This window comes from Pseudomonas sp. FG43, from assembly GCF_057809175.1.
In genome coordinates, this window is record NZ_JBMDJL010000001.1 from 467,344 (window position 1) to 485,543 (window position 18,200).

The 18,200-nt window shown below is 57.6% G+C and carries 21 protein-coding genes; 12 read left to right on the forward strand and 9 right to left on the reverse strand.

Annotation, left to right across the window (positions count from 1 at the left end; all coding sequences use genetic code 11):
* Positions 1 to 28: 28 nt before the first annotated feature.
* From ACODS3_RS02195 to ACODS3_RS02205, 3 genes are read right to left on the reverse strand one after another with little or no spacing between them, the layout of a single operon-like run.
* The gene (locus ACODS3_RS02195; protein ID WP_201018659.1) at positions 29 to 619 is read right to left on the reverse strand and encodes an LON peptidase substrate-binding domain-containing protein; all 591 of its coding nucleotides are present in this window, start codon (positions 617 to 619) and stop codon (positions 29 to 31) included.
* Between the two features lie 12 nt (positions 620 to 631).
* Entirely contained in the window at positions 632 to 1,342 is a 711-nt protein-coding gene (locus tag ACODS3_RS02200) for an LrgB family protein (protein ID WP_201018803.1), read from the reverse strand.
* Positions 1,343 to 1,344: 2 nt separating this feature from the next.
* Positions 1,345 to 1,707, reverse strand: coding sequence for a CidA/LrgA family protein (locus ACODS3_RS02205; RefSeq protein WP_201018658.1), 363 nt, complete (start codon positions 1,705 to 1,707; stop codon positions 1,345 to 1,347).
* Between the two features lie 207 nt (positions 1,708 to 1,914).
* Between ACODS3_RS02205 and ACODS3_RS02210 the strand changes: the two genes are divergently transcribed.
* From ACODS3_RS02210 to ACODS3_RS02220, 3 genes are all read left to right on the forward strand, one after another.
* Positions 1,915 to 2,370 (forward strand): MaoC family dehydratase, encoded by a 456-nt coding sequence (locus ACODS3_RS02210; protein ID WP_201018657.1) that lies wholly within the window; start codon positions 1,915 to 1,917, stop codon positions 2,368 to 2,370.
* A 128-nt stretch (positions 2,371 to 2,498) separates the two neighbouring features.
* The gene (locus tag ACODS3_RS02215) at positions 2,499 to 4,223 is read left to right on the forward strand and encodes a C13 family peptidase (RefSeq protein ID WP_489033049.1); all 1,725 of its coding nucleotides are present in this window, start codon (positions 2,499 to 2,501) and stop codon (positions 4,221 to 4,223) included.
* Positions 4,224 to 4,250: 27 nt separating this feature from the next.
* A complete protein-coding gene (locus ACODS3_RS02220) occupies positions 4,251 to 4,892 on the forward strand; it encodes an oxidoreductase (protein ID WP_201018655.1) in 642 nt (213 codons plus the stop codon).
* A 65-nt stretch (positions 4,893 to 4,957) separates the two neighbouring features.
* Here the strand turns inward: ACODS3_RS02220 and ACODS3_RS02225 are convergent, their stop codons facing one another.
* From ACODS3_RS02225 to mpl, 3 genes are read right to left on the reverse strand one after another with little or no spacing between them, the layout of a single operon-like run.
* Positions 4,958 to 5,242, reverse strand: a complete 285-nt coding sequence (locus tag ACODS3_RS02225) for a YceK/YidQ family lipoprotein (RefSeq protein WP_201018654.1) — start codon at positions 5,240 to 5,242, stop codon at positions 4,958 to 4,960.
* Complete coding sequence (gene ubiX, locus ACODS3_RS02230; RefSeq protein WP_122369842.1) at positions 5,235 to 5,864, reverse strand: flavin prenyltransferase UbiX; 630 nt, start codon at positions 5,862 to 5,864, stop codon at positions 5,235 to 5,237. The genes ACODS3_RS02225 and ubiX overlap by 8 nt, the downstream gene beginning before the upstream one ends.
* Positions 5,861 to 7,210: a UDP-N-acetylmuramate:L-alanyl-gamma-D-glutamyl-meso-diaminopimelate ligase gene (mpl, locus tag ACODS3_RS02235; RefSeq protein ID WP_489033052.1), complete on the reverse strand. Its 1,350-nt coding sequence runs from the start codon at positions 7,208 to 7,210 to the stop codon at positions 5,861 to 5,863. The genes ubiX and mpl overlap by 4 nt, the downstream gene beginning before the upstream one ends.
* Before the next feature lie 192 nt (positions 7,211 to 7,402).
* On the opposite strand from mpl, the gene exaC reads away from it, so the two are divergent.
* From exaC to ACODS3_RS02275, 8 genes are all read left to right on the forward strand, one after another.
* Positions 7,403 to 8,923, forward strand: coding sequence for an acetaldehyde dehydrogenase ExaC (gene exaC, locus ACODS3_RS02240; RefSeq protein ID WP_201007069.1), 1,521 nt, complete (start codon positions 7,403 to 7,405; stop codon positions 8,921 to 8,923).
* Between the two features lie 274 nt (positions 8,924 to 9,197).
* The gene (locus ACODS3_RS02245; RefSeq protein ID WP_304575578.1) at positions 9,198 to 10,592 is read left to right on the forward strand and encodes an ethanolamine ammonia-lyase subunit EutB; all 1,395 of its coding nucleotides are present in this window, start codon (positions 9,198 to 9,200) and stop codon (positions 10,590 to 10,592) included.
* Complete coding sequence (gene eutC / locus ACODS3_RS02250) at positions 10,589 to 11,428, forward strand: ethanolamine ammonia-lyase subunit EutC (protein ID WP_201018651.1); 840 nt, start codon at positions 10,589 to 10,591, stop codon at positions 11,426 to 11,428. The genes ACODS3_RS02245 and eutC overlap by 4 nt, the downstream gene beginning before the upstream one ends.
* Positions 11,429 to 11,512: 84 nt before the next feature.
* Positions 11,513 to 11,965, forward strand: a complete 453-nt coding sequence (locus ACODS3_RS02255) for a GNAT family N-acetyltransferase (RefSeq protein ID WP_201007065.1) — start codon at positions 11,513 to 11,515, stop codon at positions 11,963 to 11,965.
* Between the two features lie 265 nt (positions 11,966 to 12,230).
* Entirely contained in the window at positions 12,231 to 12,878 is a 648-nt protein-coding gene (locus ACODS3_RS02260; RefSeq protein WP_201018650.1) for a DedA family protein, read from the forward strand.
* Between the two features lie 3 nt (positions 12,879 to 12,881).
* Positions 12,882 to 13,694 (forward strand): M90 family metallopeptidase, encoded by an 813-nt coding sequence (locus ACODS3_RS02265; protein WP_201018649.1) that lies wholly within the window; start codon positions 12,882 to 12,884, stop codon positions 13,692 to 13,694.
* 104 nt (positions 13,695 to 13,798) lie between these two features.
* A complete protein-coding gene (ppa, locus tag ACODS3_RS02270) occupies positions 13,799 to 14,326 on the forward strand; it encodes an inorganic diphosphatase (protein WP_201018648.1) in 528 nt (175 codons plus the stop codon).
* Between the two features lie 345 nt (positions 14,327 to 14,671).
* On the forward strand, positions 14,672 to 15,403 hold the full coding sequence (locus tag ACODS3_RS02275) for a LexA family transcriptional regulator (protein ID WP_200994476.1): 732 nt from the start codon (positions 14,672 to 14,674) through the stop codon (positions 15,401 to 15,403).
* A 257-nt stretch (positions 15,404 to 15,660) separates the two neighbouring features.
* Here the strand turns inward: ACODS3_RS02275 and ACODS3_RS02280 are convergent, their stop codons facing one another.
* Positions 15,661 to 15,963, reverse strand: coding sequence for a hypothetical protein (locus ACODS3_RS02280; protein ID WP_489033057.1), 303 nt, complete (start codon positions 15,961 to 15,963; stop codon positions 15,661 to 15,663).
* Between the two features lie 123 nt (positions 15,964 to 16,086).
* On the opposite strand from ACODS3_RS02280, the gene ACODS3_RS02285 reads away from it, so the two are divergent.
* On the forward strand, positions 16,087 to 16,371 hold the full coding sequence (locus tag ACODS3_RS02285; RefSeq protein ID WP_200986288.1) for a helix-turn-helix domain-containing protein: 285 nt from the start codon (positions 16,087 to 16,089) through the stop codon (positions 16,369 to 16,371).
* On the opposite strand, the gene ACODS3_RS02290 is transcribed toward ACODS3_RS02285, so the two are convergent.
* Together ACODS3_RS02290 and ACODS3_RS02295 are read right to left on the reverse strand one after the other, a co-directional pair.
* Positions 16,328 to 16,651 carry a helix-turn-helix domain-containing protein gene (locus tag ACODS3_RS02290; RefSeq protein WP_236249419.1) on the reverse strand — a complete coding sequence of 108 codons (324 nt, stop codon included), beginning with the start codon at positions 16,649 to 16,651 and terminating at the stop codon, positions 16,328 to 16,330. The genes ACODS3_RS02285 and ACODS3_RS02290 overlap by 44 nt on opposite strands.
* Entirely contained in the window at positions 16,648 to 17,967 is a 1,320-nt protein-coding gene (locus tag ACODS3_RS02295; protein ID WP_236249418.1) for a HipA domain-containing protein, read from the reverse strand. The genes ACODS3_RS02290 and ACODS3_RS02295 overlap by 4 nt, the downstream gene beginning before the upstream one ends.
* Between the last annotated feature and the right edge of the window lie 233 nt (positions 17,968 to 18,200).

Here is an 18,200-nt window from a genome sequence, read left to right on the forward strand (position 1 = left end):
TTTCGCGAATGAATTCGCTTCTACAACATCAGGCCTGTAAATCGCCTTGCATCTCGTCGAGCAGCTCCTGGATCGCATCCAGGCGCTCTTCGGGATCGTCGATTTCCAGCAGTTCGATCTTGTCCTGCTCAGTGAAGGGCAGCAGGTAAGCCAGCTGATTGGCCAACGATTGCTGACCACTGGCCTCAAGCCCCATGTTAAGGGACGCGACCATCGGGTGCTCGCCCAGCGCTTCGAGCAAGGCCACCAGATCGGCATCTTCCTCCTGCAATGGCCGCTCCTGCTGCTCGTCCAGCCACTGGACATCGGCTATCAACAATTGGTCCCGCTGCACAGTGGCATTGATGACTCTGAAACGCCGACCGCCGACGACACGAATCCCCAGCAGGCCGTTGTCCTGCTGCTGAAAGTCCGTGACCTGCGCTTCACAGCCGATCAACGAATAGCCCTCGGGCGCCACACCGATCTCGCTGCCATGAGTGATGCACACCACACCGAACCCTTCGCCTTGCTTCATGCAACGGCTAACCATGTCCAGATAACGCGCCTCGAACAATTGCAGATCGAGCACGCATCCCGGAAACAGCACAGCATTAAGCGGAAACAGCGGCAACGTCATAAATAAGTACCCTTAAACAGCCAAAGACACGGCCAATGGCAGAAACAATGCTGTTGCAACACCCATCAGGCTCATTGCCAATGCAGCAAAGGCGCCTGCCTCCTCGCCTTCCTGCAGAGCCAGTGAGGTTCCCACCGCATGAGCGGTAAGCCCCAGCGCCATGCCACGTGCTGCGTGATTATCAACGCCAGCCAGTGACAACAGGCCAGGACCGAAAATGGCGCCGAACACGCCAGTGATCAAGACAAACACCGCCGCCAGCGCCGCGACACCACCGATCTGCTCAGCAACCAGCATGGCAATCGGAGACGTAACCGACTTGGGCGCCATGGTCATCAGGATCATGTGATCGGCACCCAGCAACCAACCCAACGACAAGCACAAGCCGGTGGCAAAAACACCACCAATCACCAGCGTAGTTAAGGTTGGCCATAACAACTGACGAATCCGCCGTAGATTCAGATAAAGCGGCACCGCCAGGGCGACCGTGGCCGGCCCCAGAAGAATACCCAGAATCTCTGTGCTTTTACGGTATTCGGCGTAATCCAGACCACAACTGAACAGGATGCCGATCACTACAACCATCGAGACAAGCACCGGTTGCAGGAACAACCAGCGGGTTTTCTCATAAGCAGCCATCGCCAGTTGATAAGCACCCAACGTGATAGCGATGCCAAACAGAGGGTGATGAATCACCGACATCCAGGCCCCATGCCAATCCAGACTCATGAGCGCTCCTGGCGGCGTGCCTGACGCTCGATAAGCTTCTGCATCAACCAGCCGACAAAGGTCAGAGAAATGATCAGCGATACGGACAGGGTGCCAAAGATGGCCCAGAAGTCCTCGGCAATGGCCGAGGCATAAACCATCACGCCAACGGCGGGCGGCACCAGCAGCAGAGGCAGATAACGCAGCAGGCTGCTGGCAGCCACGCTGATCGGCTCACTTACTTCACCGCGCCAGATCAGGTACGCGATCATGAAAACCAGACCAATGATCGGGCCCGGCAGTATCGACAAGAACAGATGATTGAGCGCCGTCCCCAGCAATTGGAACAGCACCAGCCATGTCAGACCCCGTAACAGCATGGGAACTCCAGAAGATAAATGAACCCGGTGAACTCACGGCGCCATTATAAACACGCTGCGTTCAAGGCTATGGACAGGTATTCGCACACAAGGAGTCACTTGACCAACCGGCAACCCTCTGCTGATCTTGTCACGCGCCCGCAGACAATGTCCCGCACGGGCATGGACTGCAAGCTGCAAGCAAAACCGAAGATCAAGGAGAGTGATATGCCTTTTGTACCTGCTACAGAGCTCAAGAACTACATCGGCAAGGAACTGGGACGTTCCGAATGGCTGACCATAGACCAGGAACGCATCAACCTGTTCGCGGAAGCCACCGGCGATTTCCAGTTCATCCACGTCGATCCCGTCAAGGCAGCACAGACTCCTTTCGGCAGCACCATCGCACACGGGCTGCTCTCGCTCTCGTTGATTCCCAAACTGATGGGCGACCTGCTGGTCATGCCCGAAGGCCTGAAAATGGTGGTCAACTATGGCCTGGACAGCGTGCGCTTCATTCAACCGGTGAAGGTCGATTCACGGGTTCGGCTGAAAGTCGAGCTGACGGAAGTCACGGAGAAAAAACCGGGGCAATGGCTGCTCAAGGCCACGACCACCCTGGAAATCGAAGGTCAGGAAAAACCGGCCTTTATCGCTGAACCTTTGTCCCTGTGTTTTGTGTAGCACCCATGAAACATGAAACAGTCGTAACAGACTGTTTCACCCCTCTTACTCGCTGCGGCATACTCCCACCGGTGTGACAAGAACATCTGCTCAAGCAGAGTCACGGAATAACTCTCTTGGGATCTTAAATGCGCGCGCTTGCTCCTCTGGCTCTGACTCTCCTGATCGCTGGCTGCGGCGATAGCGAATCCCTGTTGCCTCCCGATGGCCTGCTGCCCGACGGCGGGCGCTATCGTGGCGATCTGGTCAATGGCCGGCTTCAGGGCGAGGGACGCATCGATTACCCCAATGGCAGTTGGTACGCGGGCCAGTTCGAGAATGGCCAGCGCCATGGTCGAGGCGAATGGCATGCCAGTAATGGCGACGTCTATAAAGGCCTGTTCGAGCACGGACTGTTCCATGGCCAGGGCAAGCTGATCACAGCGGGAGGGAATTACGTCGGCGGCTTCAAGCTTGGACGCCGGGATGGCGAAGGAACCTGGCAGGAAAAAGGCCTGCTCTACAGAGGCCACTTCAAGGCAGGTCAATACGACGGCCCCGGACGCCTTGAGCTTGAAGACGGCAGCCAGTTCCAGGGCCAGTTCACTCAGGGCAAACCCAATGGCGAAGGCGTGCGCACCGACGCCAGCGGCAACCAGTTCAGCGGCAAATTCGTCAACGGCCAGCTTCAGGGTAACGGCAGCTTCACAAGCACCGATGGCGATCACTATATCGGCGGCTTTCGCAACAACCAGCTGGACGGCATGGGTCGCTACGAGAACAGTGACGGCGATGTCTGGAACGGCCAGTTCAAGGAAGGAGCGCTGAGCGGCAAAGGTGAACTGATCGGCTCGGACGGCAGCCGCTATCAAGGCCAGTTCAACAATTGGCAATTCTCCGGCGAAGGTCATCTGCAACTGGCCGATGGCAGCAGCTATGTCGGCCACTTCGCCAATGACACCTATCAAGGCCCGGGTGTGCTGACCTCCGCCGACGGTGTCGAGCTGCGCGGTGTCTGGGCCAACGGCCAGCGGATACGCGACGCCCAAGGCACGTTACTGCCCGATCCGCTGGAGGCCGGCCTGCTCGCCCAAGGCCCGTTACTGGATAAAGCACTGGCCGCCGTGCCCGCCTCGACACCCGCTCTGGAACTGTACAGCCTGGTGGTGGCCGGTGACGGCAAGCAAAGCGTGTTCATGCGTGAGGCCGATTACGTCAGCAACCTGCTGACCTCAAGGTTTGGTGCATCCGGGCAAATCAGCCTGGTCAATCACCGCGACCACATGAACGACCGCCCCCTCGCAACCCGGGAATCCATCAGCCGTGCCGCCCAGACACTGGCACAACGCAGTGGCCCGGAAGACCTGGTGTTCATTTATCTGACCAGCCATGGCACTCAGGATCACGAACTGGTGCTCGACCAACCGCGCCTGTCGCTGGCCGATCTGCCAGCCGATGCATTGGCTGCCGCACTGGTACCGCTGAAAAATCGGGACAAGGTCATCGTGATTTCCGCCTGCTATTCGGGCGGATTCATCCCGGACCTCAAGGACGAACGAACGCTGGTCATGACTGCCTCACGAGCTGACCGCGTATCGTTCGGTTGCTCGGAGGAAGCCGACTTCACCTATTTCGGTGATGCACTATTTGCCAGGGCACTGGTCGAAACCGATGACCTGCAACAAGCTTTCAACGATGCAAAAGCGTATGTCGTGCAACGTGAAATCGAAGATGATTTCGAGGCTTCGGAACCACAGATATGGGCACCCAAGGGGGTCATTGCCCGCTGGCAACTGTTACGCAAGAATCAGGCAGAACGAGCGCTGAATACGACGTTGAACCGCAAGGAAGCGAAGACCTCCACTAGCCGCTAGGCTATTCAGTATCAAGGGAGAAACACTATGTACTTGACGCCGCAACATATCCTGCTTGCAGGGGCAACCGGACTCACAGGCGAACATTTGCTGGATCGCCTGCTCAATGAACCCACCGTCAGCCGTGTGCTGGCCCCGACACGCCGCCCATTGGCCACCCACCCACACCTGGAAAACCCGGTGGGCGAACTGGACAGCCTTCTACCCACCCTCGACGGCAAAGTGGACATTGCCTTCTGCTGCCTGGGCACCACCATCAAACAGGCAGGTTCGCAGGAGGCCTTCCGCGCCATCGACCTGAATCTGGTACTGACCGTGGCCGAACGCGCTCGCGAACTGGGGGCGCGGCATTTTCTGGTGATCAGCGCCATCGGTGCCGATGCCCGGTCCAGTGTGTTCTACAACCGCACCAAGGGTGAAATGGAAGAAGCCCTGAGGGCGCAAGACTGGCCACAATTGACCATCGCACGCCCGGCCCTGCTGGTGGGCAATCGTACGGAAACCCGCTGGGCCGAACAGCTCGCGGCACCGATTGCCAAATTACTCCCCGGCAAATACGGCGCTATCGAAGCCTGCAATCTGGCCCGCGCCATGTGGCGGCTGGCGCTGGAAGAACAGGATGGCGTTCGGATTGTGGAGTCGGATGAGTTGCGTAAATTGGGGAAATAAACTGAGGTGTTCGCGAATGAATTCGCTCCTAAGGGGTGTGAAGGAGCAAATTCATTCGCGAAAAATCACAACCCGCCATGAGCCTGATAACCCACTCCCAGTGCTGTCAGCACCGACAACGGCAGCAACAAGGTGTCGATCAACGCACTGGCGGGTAAATCCAGGGCCGGATACTCGGGCGCTTCAGCGCCAAAGCGGTCCTTCTCGCAGCAACCACCCTGCATCGCATACAGATCAAGTCGCGTACCGGCATACACGACAGGCGCGCCCGGCTGGGCCGCATCCAGTGTCCTGACCGTGGCACAGCCGGTCATGAGCAGCGCCAGTGCAATCAGCAGGATCTTACTCATCGCTCCCCACATGATGCTCACCCCAGCGCGGCAGCATGTCCTGCGGGATATTCAACAGATTGAGAATTCGTGCGACCACGAAATCCACCAGATCGTCGATGGTCTGCGGCTGATGATAGAAACCGGGAGACGCTGGAAGAATCACCGCGCCCATGTTCGACAGTTTGAGCATGTTCTCCAGATGAATGCTGGAAAATGGCGCCTCACGCGGCACCAGAATCAACTGGCGGCGCTCCTTCAAGGTGACATCCGCCGCACGTTCGATCAGGTTGTTGCAGGCTCCGCTGGCAATGGCCGACAGAGAGCCAGTCGAACACGGCACCACCACCATGGCGCTAGGCGAGCCCGAGCCCGAGGCCACGGGCGACATCCAGTCATCGCGGCCATAGACACGAATCTGCCCGGCAGTCGCGCCGGTGTACTCGGTCAGAAAGGCCTGCATCATCGCAGGCTTGGGCGGCAACCTGACGTCGGTTTCAGTCGCCATCACCAATTGCGCGGCCTTGGAGATCAGGAAGTGGACTTCCCGGTCTTCACGAACCAGACAATCCAGCAGGCGCAAACCGTACTGGGCACCCGAAGCTCCGGTCATGGCCAGAGTAATGCGTTCGGGGCCGCTCATTTCAGGGCCTCGGCCAGTTTGCCATGCAGGCCGCCAAAGCCGCCGTTGCTCATGATGACCACATGAGTGCCGGGCTGAGCCTGGCTTTTGACTCGCTCGATGATCCCCTCGAGGGAATCGCTGACGATCGAAGGCACCGAACATTGTGCAGCGGTCGCGGCCAGATCCCAGCCCAGATTGGCCGGTGCATACCAGACCACCTGATCGGCCTGCTGTACGCTTTCCGGCAAACCATCGCGGTGCGCGCCCAGCTTCATGGAGTTGGAGCGCGGTTCGATAATCGCAATCACCGACGCATCGCCGACTTTCTTGCGCAGGCCGTCGAGGGTGGTGGCGATGGCCGTCGGGTGGTGAGCGAAGTCGTCATAAATGGTGATGCCACGTACTTCAGCGACTTTCTCCATGCGGCGCTTCACGCTCTTGAATGCACTCAACGCCTCGACACCCTGCGCAGGCACTACACCGACATGCCGGGCCGCTGCCAGAGTCGCCAAGGCATTGGCAACGTTGTGCTGCCCGGTCATTCCCCACTCGACCACGCCTTGAGGCTGGCCATCGAACAGCACTTCAAAGCGCGAACCGTCTTCACTCAACAGACGCGCCTGCCATTGGCCGTCCTGCCCGGTGGTTTGCACCGGCGTCCAGCAGCCCATTTCAATGACCCGCTGCAAGGCTGGCTCGGTCGTTGGGTGAATCACCAGACCTTCGCTCGGGATGGTGCGCACCAGATGGTGGAACTGCCGCTCGATGGCCGGAAGATCCGGGAAGATATCGGCGTGATCGAACTCAAGGTTATTGAGGATCGCGGTACGCGGGCGGTAATGGACGAACTTGGAGCGCTTGTCGAAGAAGGCGCTGTCGTATTCGTCAGCTTCGACCACGAAGAACGGCGTACCGCCCAGACGCGCCGACACCGCGAAGTTCTGCGGAATGCCGCCGATCAGGAAACCGGGGCTCATGCCCGCGTGTTCCAGCACCCAGGCCAGCATGCTGCTGGTGGTCGTCTTGCCGTGAGTGCCGGCAACTGCCAGCACCCAGCGACCTTGCAATACGTGATCCGCCAGCCACTGAGGGCCGGAAACATAAGGCAAACCTTTATTCAGCACATACTCGACCGCTGGGTTACCACGCGACAGCGCATTGCCGATCACCACCAGGTCCGGTGCCGGATCGAGTTGTGCCGGGTCATAGCCCTGAGTCAACTCAATGCCCTGAGCTTCCAGCTGGGTACTCATCGGCGGGTAGACGTTGGCGTCGGAGCCTGTTACGCGATGCCCCAACTCTTTGGCGAGTACCGCCAGCGAGCCCATGAACGTGCCGCAGATACCAAGGATATGAATATGCATGATGACCTCTTATAACATCCGCGCAGGTTAGCTCAGGACCGCTCAAATGGCACCCGGTCTTTGTCCGGTACAGCGAAAGCCTACGGCTAAAGTTCATTCCCGAACCGGAGCTAAATGGCCTACTCTTGGCTACTCTCTGCCACAGGTTTGACCACGCTGAACTCCCCACAACAAGAATCAGGAGACTTCACCATGCGTTACGCACATCCAGGTACCGAAGGCGCGCTCATCAACTTCAAGGAGCGCTACGGTAACTACATCGGCGGCGAATTTGTCGCACCGGTCAAAGGCCAATACTTCACCAACACCTCGCCCATCACCGGCAAACCCATTGCTGAATTCCCCCGCTCCACCGCCGAGGATATCGACAAGGCGCTGGACGCCGCCCACGCTGCCGCGCCGGGCTGGGGCACGACCTCCGTACAGGAACGTTCGCTGACCCTGCTGAAAATCGCAGATCGCATCGAAGCCAACCTCGAAAAGCTGGCCATCACCGAAACCTGGGACAACGGCAAGGCAGTTCGTGAAACCCTGAACGCCGACATCCCGCTGGCCGTCGACCACTTCCGCTACTTCGCGGGCGTCCTGCGCGCGCAAGAAGGCAGCGCAGCAGAAATCGACGGCAATACCGTTGCGTATCACATCCACGAGCCGCTGGGCGTAGTCGGCCAGATCATTCCGTGGAACTTCCCGATCCTGATGGCTGCCTGGAAACTCGCGCCAGCCCTGGCCGCCGGCAACTGCGTCGTACTCAAGCCCGCCGAACAGACGCCACTGGGCATCAGCGTTCTGGTCGAACTGATCGGCGACCTGCTGCCACCCGGCGTACTGAACATCGTCCAGGGTTATGGCCGCGAAGCCGGTGAAGCGCTGGCCAGCAGCAAGCGCATCGCCAAGATCGCCTTTACCGGTTCCACACCCGTGGGCTCGCACATCATGAAACTGGCGGCTGACAACATCATTCCGTCCACCGTGGAGCTGGGCGGCAAGTCACCGAACATCTTCTTTGAAGACATCATGAGCGCCGAGCCTGAGTTCATCGAGAAGGCCGCAGAAGGCGTAGTGTTGGCGTTCTTCAATCAGGGCGAAGTCTGCACCTGCCCTTCCCGTGCGCTGGTTCAGGAATCCATCTACCCGCAGTTCATGGAAGCGGTGTTGAAGAAAGTCCTGAAGATCAAACGCGGCGACCCGCTGGATACCGACACCATGGTCGGCGCGCAGGCTTCGCAGCAGCAATTCGACAAGATTCTCTCGTACCTGGAGATTGCTCAATCCGAAGGCGCGGAGCTGCTGACCGGCGGCAAGGTGGAAAAACTGGAGGGCGACCTGGCGACCGGTTACTACATCCAGCCGACACTGCTTAAAGGCAACAACAAGATGCGCGTCTTCCAGGAAGAAATCTTCGGCCCGGTGGTCAGCGTCACGACCTTCAAGGACGAAGCCGAAGCCCTGGCCATTGCCAACGACACCGAGTTCGGCCTGGGTGCCGGCGTATGGACCCGCGACATCAACCGCGCTTACCGCGTAGGCCGCGCCATCAAGGCCGGTCGCGTCTGGACCAACTGCTACCACCTGTATCCGGCGCATGCGGCGTTCGGTGGTTACAAGAAGTCAGGCGTAGGCCGCGAGACCCATAAAGTGGCGCTGGAGCATTATCAGCAGACCAAGAACCTGCTGGTGAGCTACGACACCAATCCGCTGGGCTTCTTCTGATTGGTTGTTCGCGAATGAATTCGCTCCTGCGCAGACCGTGTGGGATTCATCCGCGAACAGCGCACCAACGCCGGGCATTCTCCCGAATCCCGGCGCTCCACCTTGAAGCAACACCCGCAAAATCCTCCAGCCACACCCCGCAAATTCGCACTTCCATTCACTATGGAGTATTAATTGCTTACATCGCTTCCCACAGTCGCTTGAACCGGAACGTCACCGGTTTGACCGAAAGACTACGTCCGACGCCAACGGCGGGACGTCATGGAGAATCTGTATGGCAAGCTTTTCCCAGGCTATCGGTGCGCTGACGTACCGTTTCGACAGCCTCAAGGACGTCATGGCAAAAGCCAGTCCTGCCCGCTCCGGCGATTTTCTGGCCGGGGTTGCAGCGCAAAACGATGGAGAGCGAGTCGCCGCACAAATGGCGCTGGCCAATATTCCTCTCAAGCACTTCCTTGAAGAAGCGCTGATCCCTTACGAAAAAGACGAAGTTACCCGCCTGATCATCGACACCCATGACACGGTGGCCTTTGCACCGGTCAGCCACCTGACCGTGGGTGGATTTCGTGACTGGCTGCTCAGCGACAAGGCCGACGAAACCAGCCTGCGCGCTCTGGCTCCCGGCCTGACGCCGGAGATGGCCGCAGCGGTCTCGAAAATCATGCGTGTACAGGATCTGGTGCTGGTCGCGCAAAAGATTCGCGTCGTGACACGCTTTCGCAACACCGTCGGCCTGCGCGGACGCCTATCGACGCGGCTGCAGCCCAACCACCCGACCGACGAGCCATCGGGCATTGCGGCCAGCGTGCTGGACGGCCTGCTGTACGGCAACGGCGATGCCATGATCGGCATCAATCCGGCCACCGACAGCACCTCGTCCATCGTCGCGCTGCTGGAAATGCTGGATGCGATCATCCAGCGTTATGAAATCCCGACCCAGTCCTGCGTGCTGACCCATGTCACCACCTCCATTGAAGTGATCAACCGCGGCGTACCGGTCGATCTGGTTTTTCAATCCATCACCGGCACCGAGGCCGCCAACGCCAGCTTCGGGATCAACCTGAAACTTTTGCAGGAAGGCTACGAAGCGGGCCTGAGCCTCAATCGCGGAACACTCGGGCAGAACCTGATGTATTTCGAGACAGGACAAGGCAGCGCGCTGTCGGCCAACGCTCACCATGGCGTGGACCAACAGACCTGCGAAACCCGCGCCTACGCAGTGGCCCGGCATTTCAACCCGTTTCTGGTCAACACAGTGGTCGGCTTCATTGGCCCGGAATACCTGTACAACGGCAAACAGATCATCCGCGCCGGGCTCGAAGACCACTTTTGCGGCAAGCTGCTGGGCGTGCCCATGGGCTGCGATATCTGCTACACCAACCACGCCGAAGCCGATCAGGACGACATGGACACCTTGCTGACCCTGCTGGGCGTGGCGGGGATCAACTTCATCATGGGCATCCCCGGCTCGGACGACATCATGCTCAATTACCAGACCACTTCTTTCCATGACGCGCTCTATGCGCGGCAGAGCCTGGGCTTGCGCCCGGCCCCCGAATACGAGGCCTGGCTGGAAAAAATGGGCATCTTCACCCAGGCCGATGGCCATGTGCGCTTTGGCGACAGCCTGCCACCGGCCTTTCGCCAGGCTCTGGCGCACCTGGCATGAGTGACCTCTCCATGACCGACGACACACTTCCCAACCCATGGCTGGAATTGCGCCGCCTGACCCCGGCGCGCATTGCACTGGGCCGCACCGGCACCAGCCTGCCGACCAACGCACAACTGGACTTTCAGTTCGCCCACGCCCAGGCACGGGATGCCGTGCATTTGCCCTTTGATCATGCAGGGCTAAGCGCACAACTGGCGGAAAAAGGCCGTGAAACGCTGCTGGTACACAGCGCCGCCGCAGACCGCCACAGTTACTTGCAACGCCCGGACCTGGGACGACGCCTGAACGAAGACTCGGCTCTGCAATTAAAGGATTACGCTGCTGCTCATCCCGGTGGGGTCGATCTGGCCGTGGTGGTTGCCGATGGTCTGTCGTCGCTGGCCGTTCATCGCCATACCGTACCGTTTCTGGCGCGCATGGAAGAACAGGCCTCCGCCGAAGGCTGGACGCTGTCTCCAGTGGTTATGGTGGAGCAAGGCCGTGTCGCCATCGCCGACGAAATCGGTGAACTGCTTGGCGCAAAGATGGTGGTGATCCTGATCGGCGAACGCCCGGGCCTCAGCTCCCCGGACAGTCTGGGTCTATATTTCACCTATGCGCCCAAGGTTGGCCTGAACGACGCCCATCGCAACTGCATCTCCAATGTGAGACTGGAAGGCCTGAGTTACGCAATGGCGGCTCATCGCTTGCTTTATCTGATGCGTGAAGCCTGCCGGCGACAGGTTTCGGGGGTGAACCTCAAGGATGAAGCCGAATTGAAGACTGTGGAATCGGATAACGCAGCCGATAACAAGGGTAACTTCCTGCTCGCAGGCCCGGTTGAGCCGCTTTAGATTGCGCTTTCTAAAGCCAGTCGGCAGCATCGAACCGTCGCCCGAGCACACTGCATTCGCCCATAGTGAAGTTGAGGCCCAATCATGCGGATCATAAAAGCAACTCTTGAACACCTGGACCTGCTCTGCCCGCTGTTCATCAAATATCGCGAGTTTTATGGCGAGTTGCCGTTCCCGGACTCATCCCGCGATTTTCTGGAAAAGCGTTTGCGCCGCGATGAATCCGTGATCTACCTGGCACTGGCCAAGGATGACGACAACAAAGTGCTGGGCTTCTGCCAGCTCTACCCAAGCTTCTCGTCGCTGTCGCTCAAGCGTGTGTGGATTCTCAACGACATCTATGTGGCCGAAGACTCCCGTCGCCAGCTGGTCGCGGACCATCTGATGAAGCATGCCAAACAGATGGCCAAGGAAACCCAGGCCGTACGCATGCGCGTGTCCACCAGCAGCGACAACGAAGTGGCACACAAGGTCTATGAGTCCATTGGTTTCAAGGAAGATACCCAGTTCAAGAACTACGTATTACCGATCAACTAAGGTCATAAATCACTTTGTGGGAGGCAGCTTGCTGGCGACTTCAGCGTACAGACGCAGAATATCTGCCGGTTTTCAGGCCTTTGTCGCCAGCAAGCTGCCTCCCACAAGTCTTGTTTGTGGCTTGAGTGATTAGCATTAATCCGTAGGAGCGACTTCAGTCGCGAAAAACCTGTTGCCATGTTTATCCCTCTATAATGCCGCGCGTACTGCACAGTAGTTTCTTCCGCACGTGCCCTGTTCCAAGGGTCTGGCCTCAGGTATTCCAATGGATTTCAACCCCCTCGACCTCATCCTGCACCTCGATGTGTATCTCGACCTGCTGGTAGCCAACTACGGCACCTGGATCTACGCCATCCTGTTCCTGGTGATTTTCTGTGAGACGGGGCTGGTCATCATGCCCTTCCTGCCAGGCGACTCGCTGCTGTTCATCGCAGGCGCAGTGGCTGCCGGTGGCGGCATGGACCCGGTTCTGTTGGGAGGGCTGTTGATGCTGGCAGCCATATTGGGCGACAGCACCAACTACATCATCGGGCGAACCGCCGGAGAGAAGCTGTTCAGCAATCCAGACTCGAAAATCTTCCGCCGCGACTATCTGATCCGCACCCAGGAATTCTATGCACGCCATGGCGGCAAGACAGTCACACTGGCGCGCTTCCTGCCGATCATTCGTACGTTCGCGCCTTTCGTCGCGGGCGTCGGCCGGATGAACTACCTGCGCTTCCTGAGTTTCAGCGTGCTGGGCTCGATCCTGTGGGTAGGCAGCCTGGTAACGCTTGGGGTCTATTTCGGCAATGTGCCCTTTATCAAAAAGAACCTGACATTGCTGGTGCTGGTGATCATTCTGATGTCCCTGCTGCCCATGGTCATCGGCCTGATACGCAGCCGCATGGGCCGCTCGGCAGACGCCCGCTGAGCCATGTGGTCGTTCAGCAATTGGCGCAGACAGCGCACGCTGGCTAAAAACCCGGTCGCACCCGAAGTTTGGCTACGGGTGCGCCAGCGGCTGCCGATCCTGGACGGTTTGAGCGAGGCACAGGAACAGGCGCTGCGCGAGGCCTGCGTGCTGTTTCTGCAAGCCAAACACCTGACGGCGTTGCCGGGTGTCAAACTGGATGACGAACAACGGTTGTTCCTCGCGGCCCAGGCACAGTTACCGCTGCTCAACCTCGGGGATCTGAACTGGTATCAGGGTTTTCACGAAATCGTCCTGTACCCCGGCGACTTCATCAGCCCGCAACGGCACCGCGATGCCAGCGGTATCGAACATGAATGGGATGGCGAGCACAGCGGAGAAGCCTGGCAACAGGGCCCGGTGATTCTGGCCTGGCCGGGCGTGCTGTCCAGTGGCGACTGGGATGCCTATAACCTGGTCATCCACGAACTGGCGCACAAACTCGACATGCTCAATGGCGATGCCAACGGCCTGCCGCCGCTGCACGCAGACATGCGCATCAGCGAGTGGGCCAGAGTCATGCAAAACGCCTACGACGATCTCAACCGGCAACTGGACAACGATCCAGACATCGAAACGGTCATCGACCCTTACGCCGCCGAAGACCCTGCCGAATTCTTCGCGGTGACCAGCGAGTACTTTTTCAGCGCGCCCGACCTGCTGTATGGCACCTATCCCGAGGTCTATGAGCAACTGAAGGCTTTTTACCGCCAGGACACCCTGGCCCGGCTGCAAGCCCTGCAAAAGGGCGACACGGCCAGTCAAAGCCAGCACTGATCCAACGCGGTGCGTGTCAACATCAACAGAATATGCCTATAATCCGGCCCACTTTTTGGCGTTAATGCCAATATCTGTCTGGTCAACTACGGGGGCAAAACCCAATGAGCTACAGCAAGATTCCGGCTGGTAAAGACCTGCCGAACGACATCTACGTCGCTATCGAAATCCCGGCCAACCACGCGCCGATCAAATACGAAATCGACAAAGAATCCGATTGCCTGTTCGTTGACCGCTTCATGGCCACCCCGATGTTCTACCCGGCCAACTACGGTTTCATCCCCAACACCCTGGCTGACGACGGCGACCCCCTCGACGTGCTGGTTGTTACTCCATACCCGGTTGCTCCAGGTTCGGTCATCCGCGCTCGCCCGGTCGGTATCCTGAACATGACCGACGATGGCGGCGGCGATGCCAAGGTTATCGCGGTACCACACGACAAACTGTCCCAGTTGTACGTTGACGTGAAAGAGTACACCGACCTGCCAGCCCTGCTGCTGGAACAGATCAAGCACTTCTTCGAGAACTACAAGGATCTCGAAAAAGGCAAATGGGTGAAGATCGATGGTTGGGGCAATGCTGACGCAGCCCGCGCCGAGATCCTGAAATCGGTTGCAGCCTACAAAGGCTGATCACCCGGTTCTCCGTTCCGGAACACCTGACCGGGTGTTCCGGACACCTTCTGCAAAACGCTTCGCCCTCCTCGCTCCTCCCGCCTCGCAAATCCTCCAGAACATCATCAATAAACAAACGTATAAAAATACATTCATCATTTAAAACGCGATAAACAAAACGTGAGCCCGGCACAATCGGTTTAAAGCAGAACACAGCGTTTATTTCAAATAAACGGATTGCGGAACATGCCTACATAACAACTGTTGCACCTGTAGGTCGCTAACCGTAAGTAATAAGGGAACAGCAGTATTTGAACACCCCGTTCATTTAAACGGATTCGCGAGCGCCGTAAACTCGGCTTCATGAATACATCAGGTGATCGACTACGCATCCTCCTGCGGGAGTGCCATCTTTCTGCGACGGACTTTGCAGCCAACCGCAAAGTCACGCCCCAGCACGTGAACAACTGGTTCAAACGCGGCGTACCCATGGCGCGGCTGGAAGAGGTGGCTGAACTACTGACCGTCAACCCCCGCTGGCTGCGCACCGGCGAAGGCCCCAAACACCCGACAGACTCCGCCAACGAGAACAATGGCGGCGACACCCCGATTACGCTTCACCAAGGACGAAGCCTGCTGCGCGGCGATGTGGAAATTCAGATCTACAAGGAAATCGAATCCACCAACAGCATCGGCAAGACCGTACTGGCCGAAGCGCCCGGACAAAAAATACGTTTGCCCATGCACGTGCTGCAAACCATGAACATCGACCCCAAGAACACCATGTGCGTCGCCATGATCGGCAACAGCATGGCCGACAAGATCCAGGACGGCTCACTGCTGGGCGTCAACCGCGACCTTACCCAAGTCATCGACGGCGAAATGTACGCCCTCGAACACGGCGGCATCCTGCGCGTCAGATACCTCTACCGCCTGCCCAACGGCGGCCTGCGCCTGCGCAGCCACAACAACAGCGAATACCCGGACGAACTCTTCAGCGCCGAAGAAATAGAGCGGGAAAACATCCGCATCCTGGGCTGGATATTCTGGTGGTCCACCCTCAACAGCCGCCGAAACGCCATGCTGCTGCGCTGAACAGGTACAACCACGGTGTGAGAAAGTGTTTCAAGGCTGGGCATTCGCGGAAAACATCAGTATCCTGTGGCCACCATTCGGCACAGGCTGCCCTGCGCGGCCAGCGCCACACAAGGCGAACGACACGTTCGGCTTGTTACCTTTTTAGCATCCCTTGCAGATGCACCTGTTGAAGGCGATTGCGGTTTACCAAAAATAAACCAAGACCGTCCCCGAGAAGCCGGCCACAAGCCGGCTTTTTATTTGCTTGTGAAAAGTCAGTCAATGATTCCCAGGCGCCTGCGTCGGGCGGACAAAGCTCGGCGAAACGAAATCTCCGCATACTCCATGAACAACCGCGCCAAGTGATTCAGCGCTTCCTCTTCCCCTTCACCACCCACGACAAAATCAAAACCCAGCGCACGCTTGTTCTGCTCAGGCAACTCTTCCCAACTGTTCATCAGGTAGGCGTACATGGCGCTGACGACTTGCTGCCTGGTCATGACCTGACGCGCCGAAAGGGTTGAGGACCTAGTCCTGCGAGGCTTGCGAGACAACAGTTGTGGTTTCTTGTTTTTCATACTGACTCCCTTGCACTTATGTGTGCACATCCCTGGAAGCAGAAGCTTAAACCAAAAACCCATTTTGGGATAATCCCAAATCAGGTTTATTCAGGTGGCCGGACCATCAAACGGCACGCCTACGTGAAAACCATCCACAACACCCGCTATCAAGCCTTGCTCATGCTTTTGTTAGAGGCACGCGAAGCAGCCGGTCTGACTCAAAAAGAACTGGCAACCCGACTCGACCGCCCGCAATCCTTCGTTTCGAAAACCGAGAATGCCGAGCGCAGGCTGGATGTGATTGAGTTTTTGGAAGTGTGCAAGGGGATTGGGGTGGATCCATATGAGGTGCTTCGGGGGTTGGAGACTACGATCAGCACTCTTAACGCCCCACTCCCCCCAAATACTGACCCCGCTTCACCCTAACCGGACAAAGCTCAAGACCAAACGGCTTGAATACAGCGTTCATCGACTTGATGGTCTGATTACCTTCTTCATGCTCAATGTGCGCCAAGGTACGAATCGAGATTTTGCACATTTTTGCAAAGGTGCGCTGATCCAGCCTTGCCACCATTGTCCGGAGCATCTCCACAGCCTTGCCCATTGAAATTTCGCCATGCCCCAGCATGCTCTCAATGGAGCGAATGAGCTCTTCCCTTGTCATTGCGCTGAAGTTCTGGTCACTCATAGCGGCATTTGAATTCATAGAACACCCCAGGCTTGCATCCGGTCTTTGAGGTTGGCCAGCGGGATACTGGGGTGGTTCCAGATTACGACCGGAAGATCTGGCTGAAGGATTTCAGGAAGGTGAAGAAACAGTTTGGCGTCCTCCCTCAAGCGCTCATACAAGCGAGCGGGATGTACATAGGTCCCCAGGCTCATACAGGCGGCCTCCCAATTGATATTGTTGGCCAGCTCGATCTCTTTTGGCCATCGTGTCGTTCTGATAATCCCTTCGCGATCTACGGACATCGGAGCCAGGTCATAAATAGGCGCCAGTTTGAATCGCCCCTTCTCACGGATTATTGAAGTGTTCCGACCGTGATTGTCGGTGTTCCCTAATACCCGGTTGAGCAAGTCGCGGCGCAGATATTCAGAAATCAGATCATGGATCTCATCTTCCTGGCCCGCGCACCTCCAGATGCTTACGAGCATATCGATGACCTGAAGATGACTCATCTGCAACCAAGGTTCTGAAACACCGGCCAATGAATAAATGGACTCCACCGCAAAACGTTTAACGCCTTCAGGTGATATTTCACGATCAAAGCGCTTCATCCAGAGACTGGGCTTGCGGCCTTCGTTAAGTGCTAGCCCATCCTGCGAAACCGTATTCAACCCGAGTTGGTGAATCGCTTTGTAGTACAGGTACTCCGCGCGCAGGATGGCGACGTCTTCGCTCAGTGCCTGCCCTCTTGGAAATTTGATAAACCAGTGCTCAGCCGCCTCTGAATCCGGAAGCGATGCATCCGGGTAAAGCAGACCCGTTTTGTCTTCAGTCATCAGAATCTTTGGCGCAGCACCACCTGCCCCACTGGCACCTCCAATGGCTGCCCCTTGATCGTATGCGTAGTCGATGAACTCAGTGCTCAGAGCAATCACCTCTTCACGAGGAAATCCAAGGCGAGCGGACTGGTCAATCAGGTCTGCTGACTCTTTGATTCGCATGTTTCCGATTGGTGCTGGCGTACAGCGACCTAGCAGGAAGAGGTCCGTGGCCAAGCCCTCAGGCTTTTCCCCACCTATCCGCCGCATCAGAGAACTCTTTGCTGCACCCGCCGGCGAGATATCGTGAAGAAATGCTGGCGCGATCTTGAGTGTGTTGTCGTCAAAACCTACCGGGAAGTTGTAGCTGACCGCCGACTCATCCTGTGCCAGGACGTCGTTGATGTGGCGAACGATATAGTCACGGTCATATGCATAAGAACACGGCCCAAGGAAACCTTCCGCTGGCTCTCGAAAGGTGAGATGAAAAGCATTACGCCACTGGCCCTCATCGTGGATCTGGATTGTGAGCTGCATAACGCGCACCTGCAATATAGTGCAGATGATCATAGGGCACGGGCCGTTTATGTGCAATTTATTGCAGAAATGCAGCCCACCACAACCGCTAAAGTGCACTATATTGCAGATTCGGAGGTAGTGATCACCATAAGGTTAAGGGACACATGCCACTTGTGGGAGGCAGCTTGCTGGCGACGACTGATGAACAGACACCGCATATGTACTAACCGGCATTAACCACAAACCAGCTT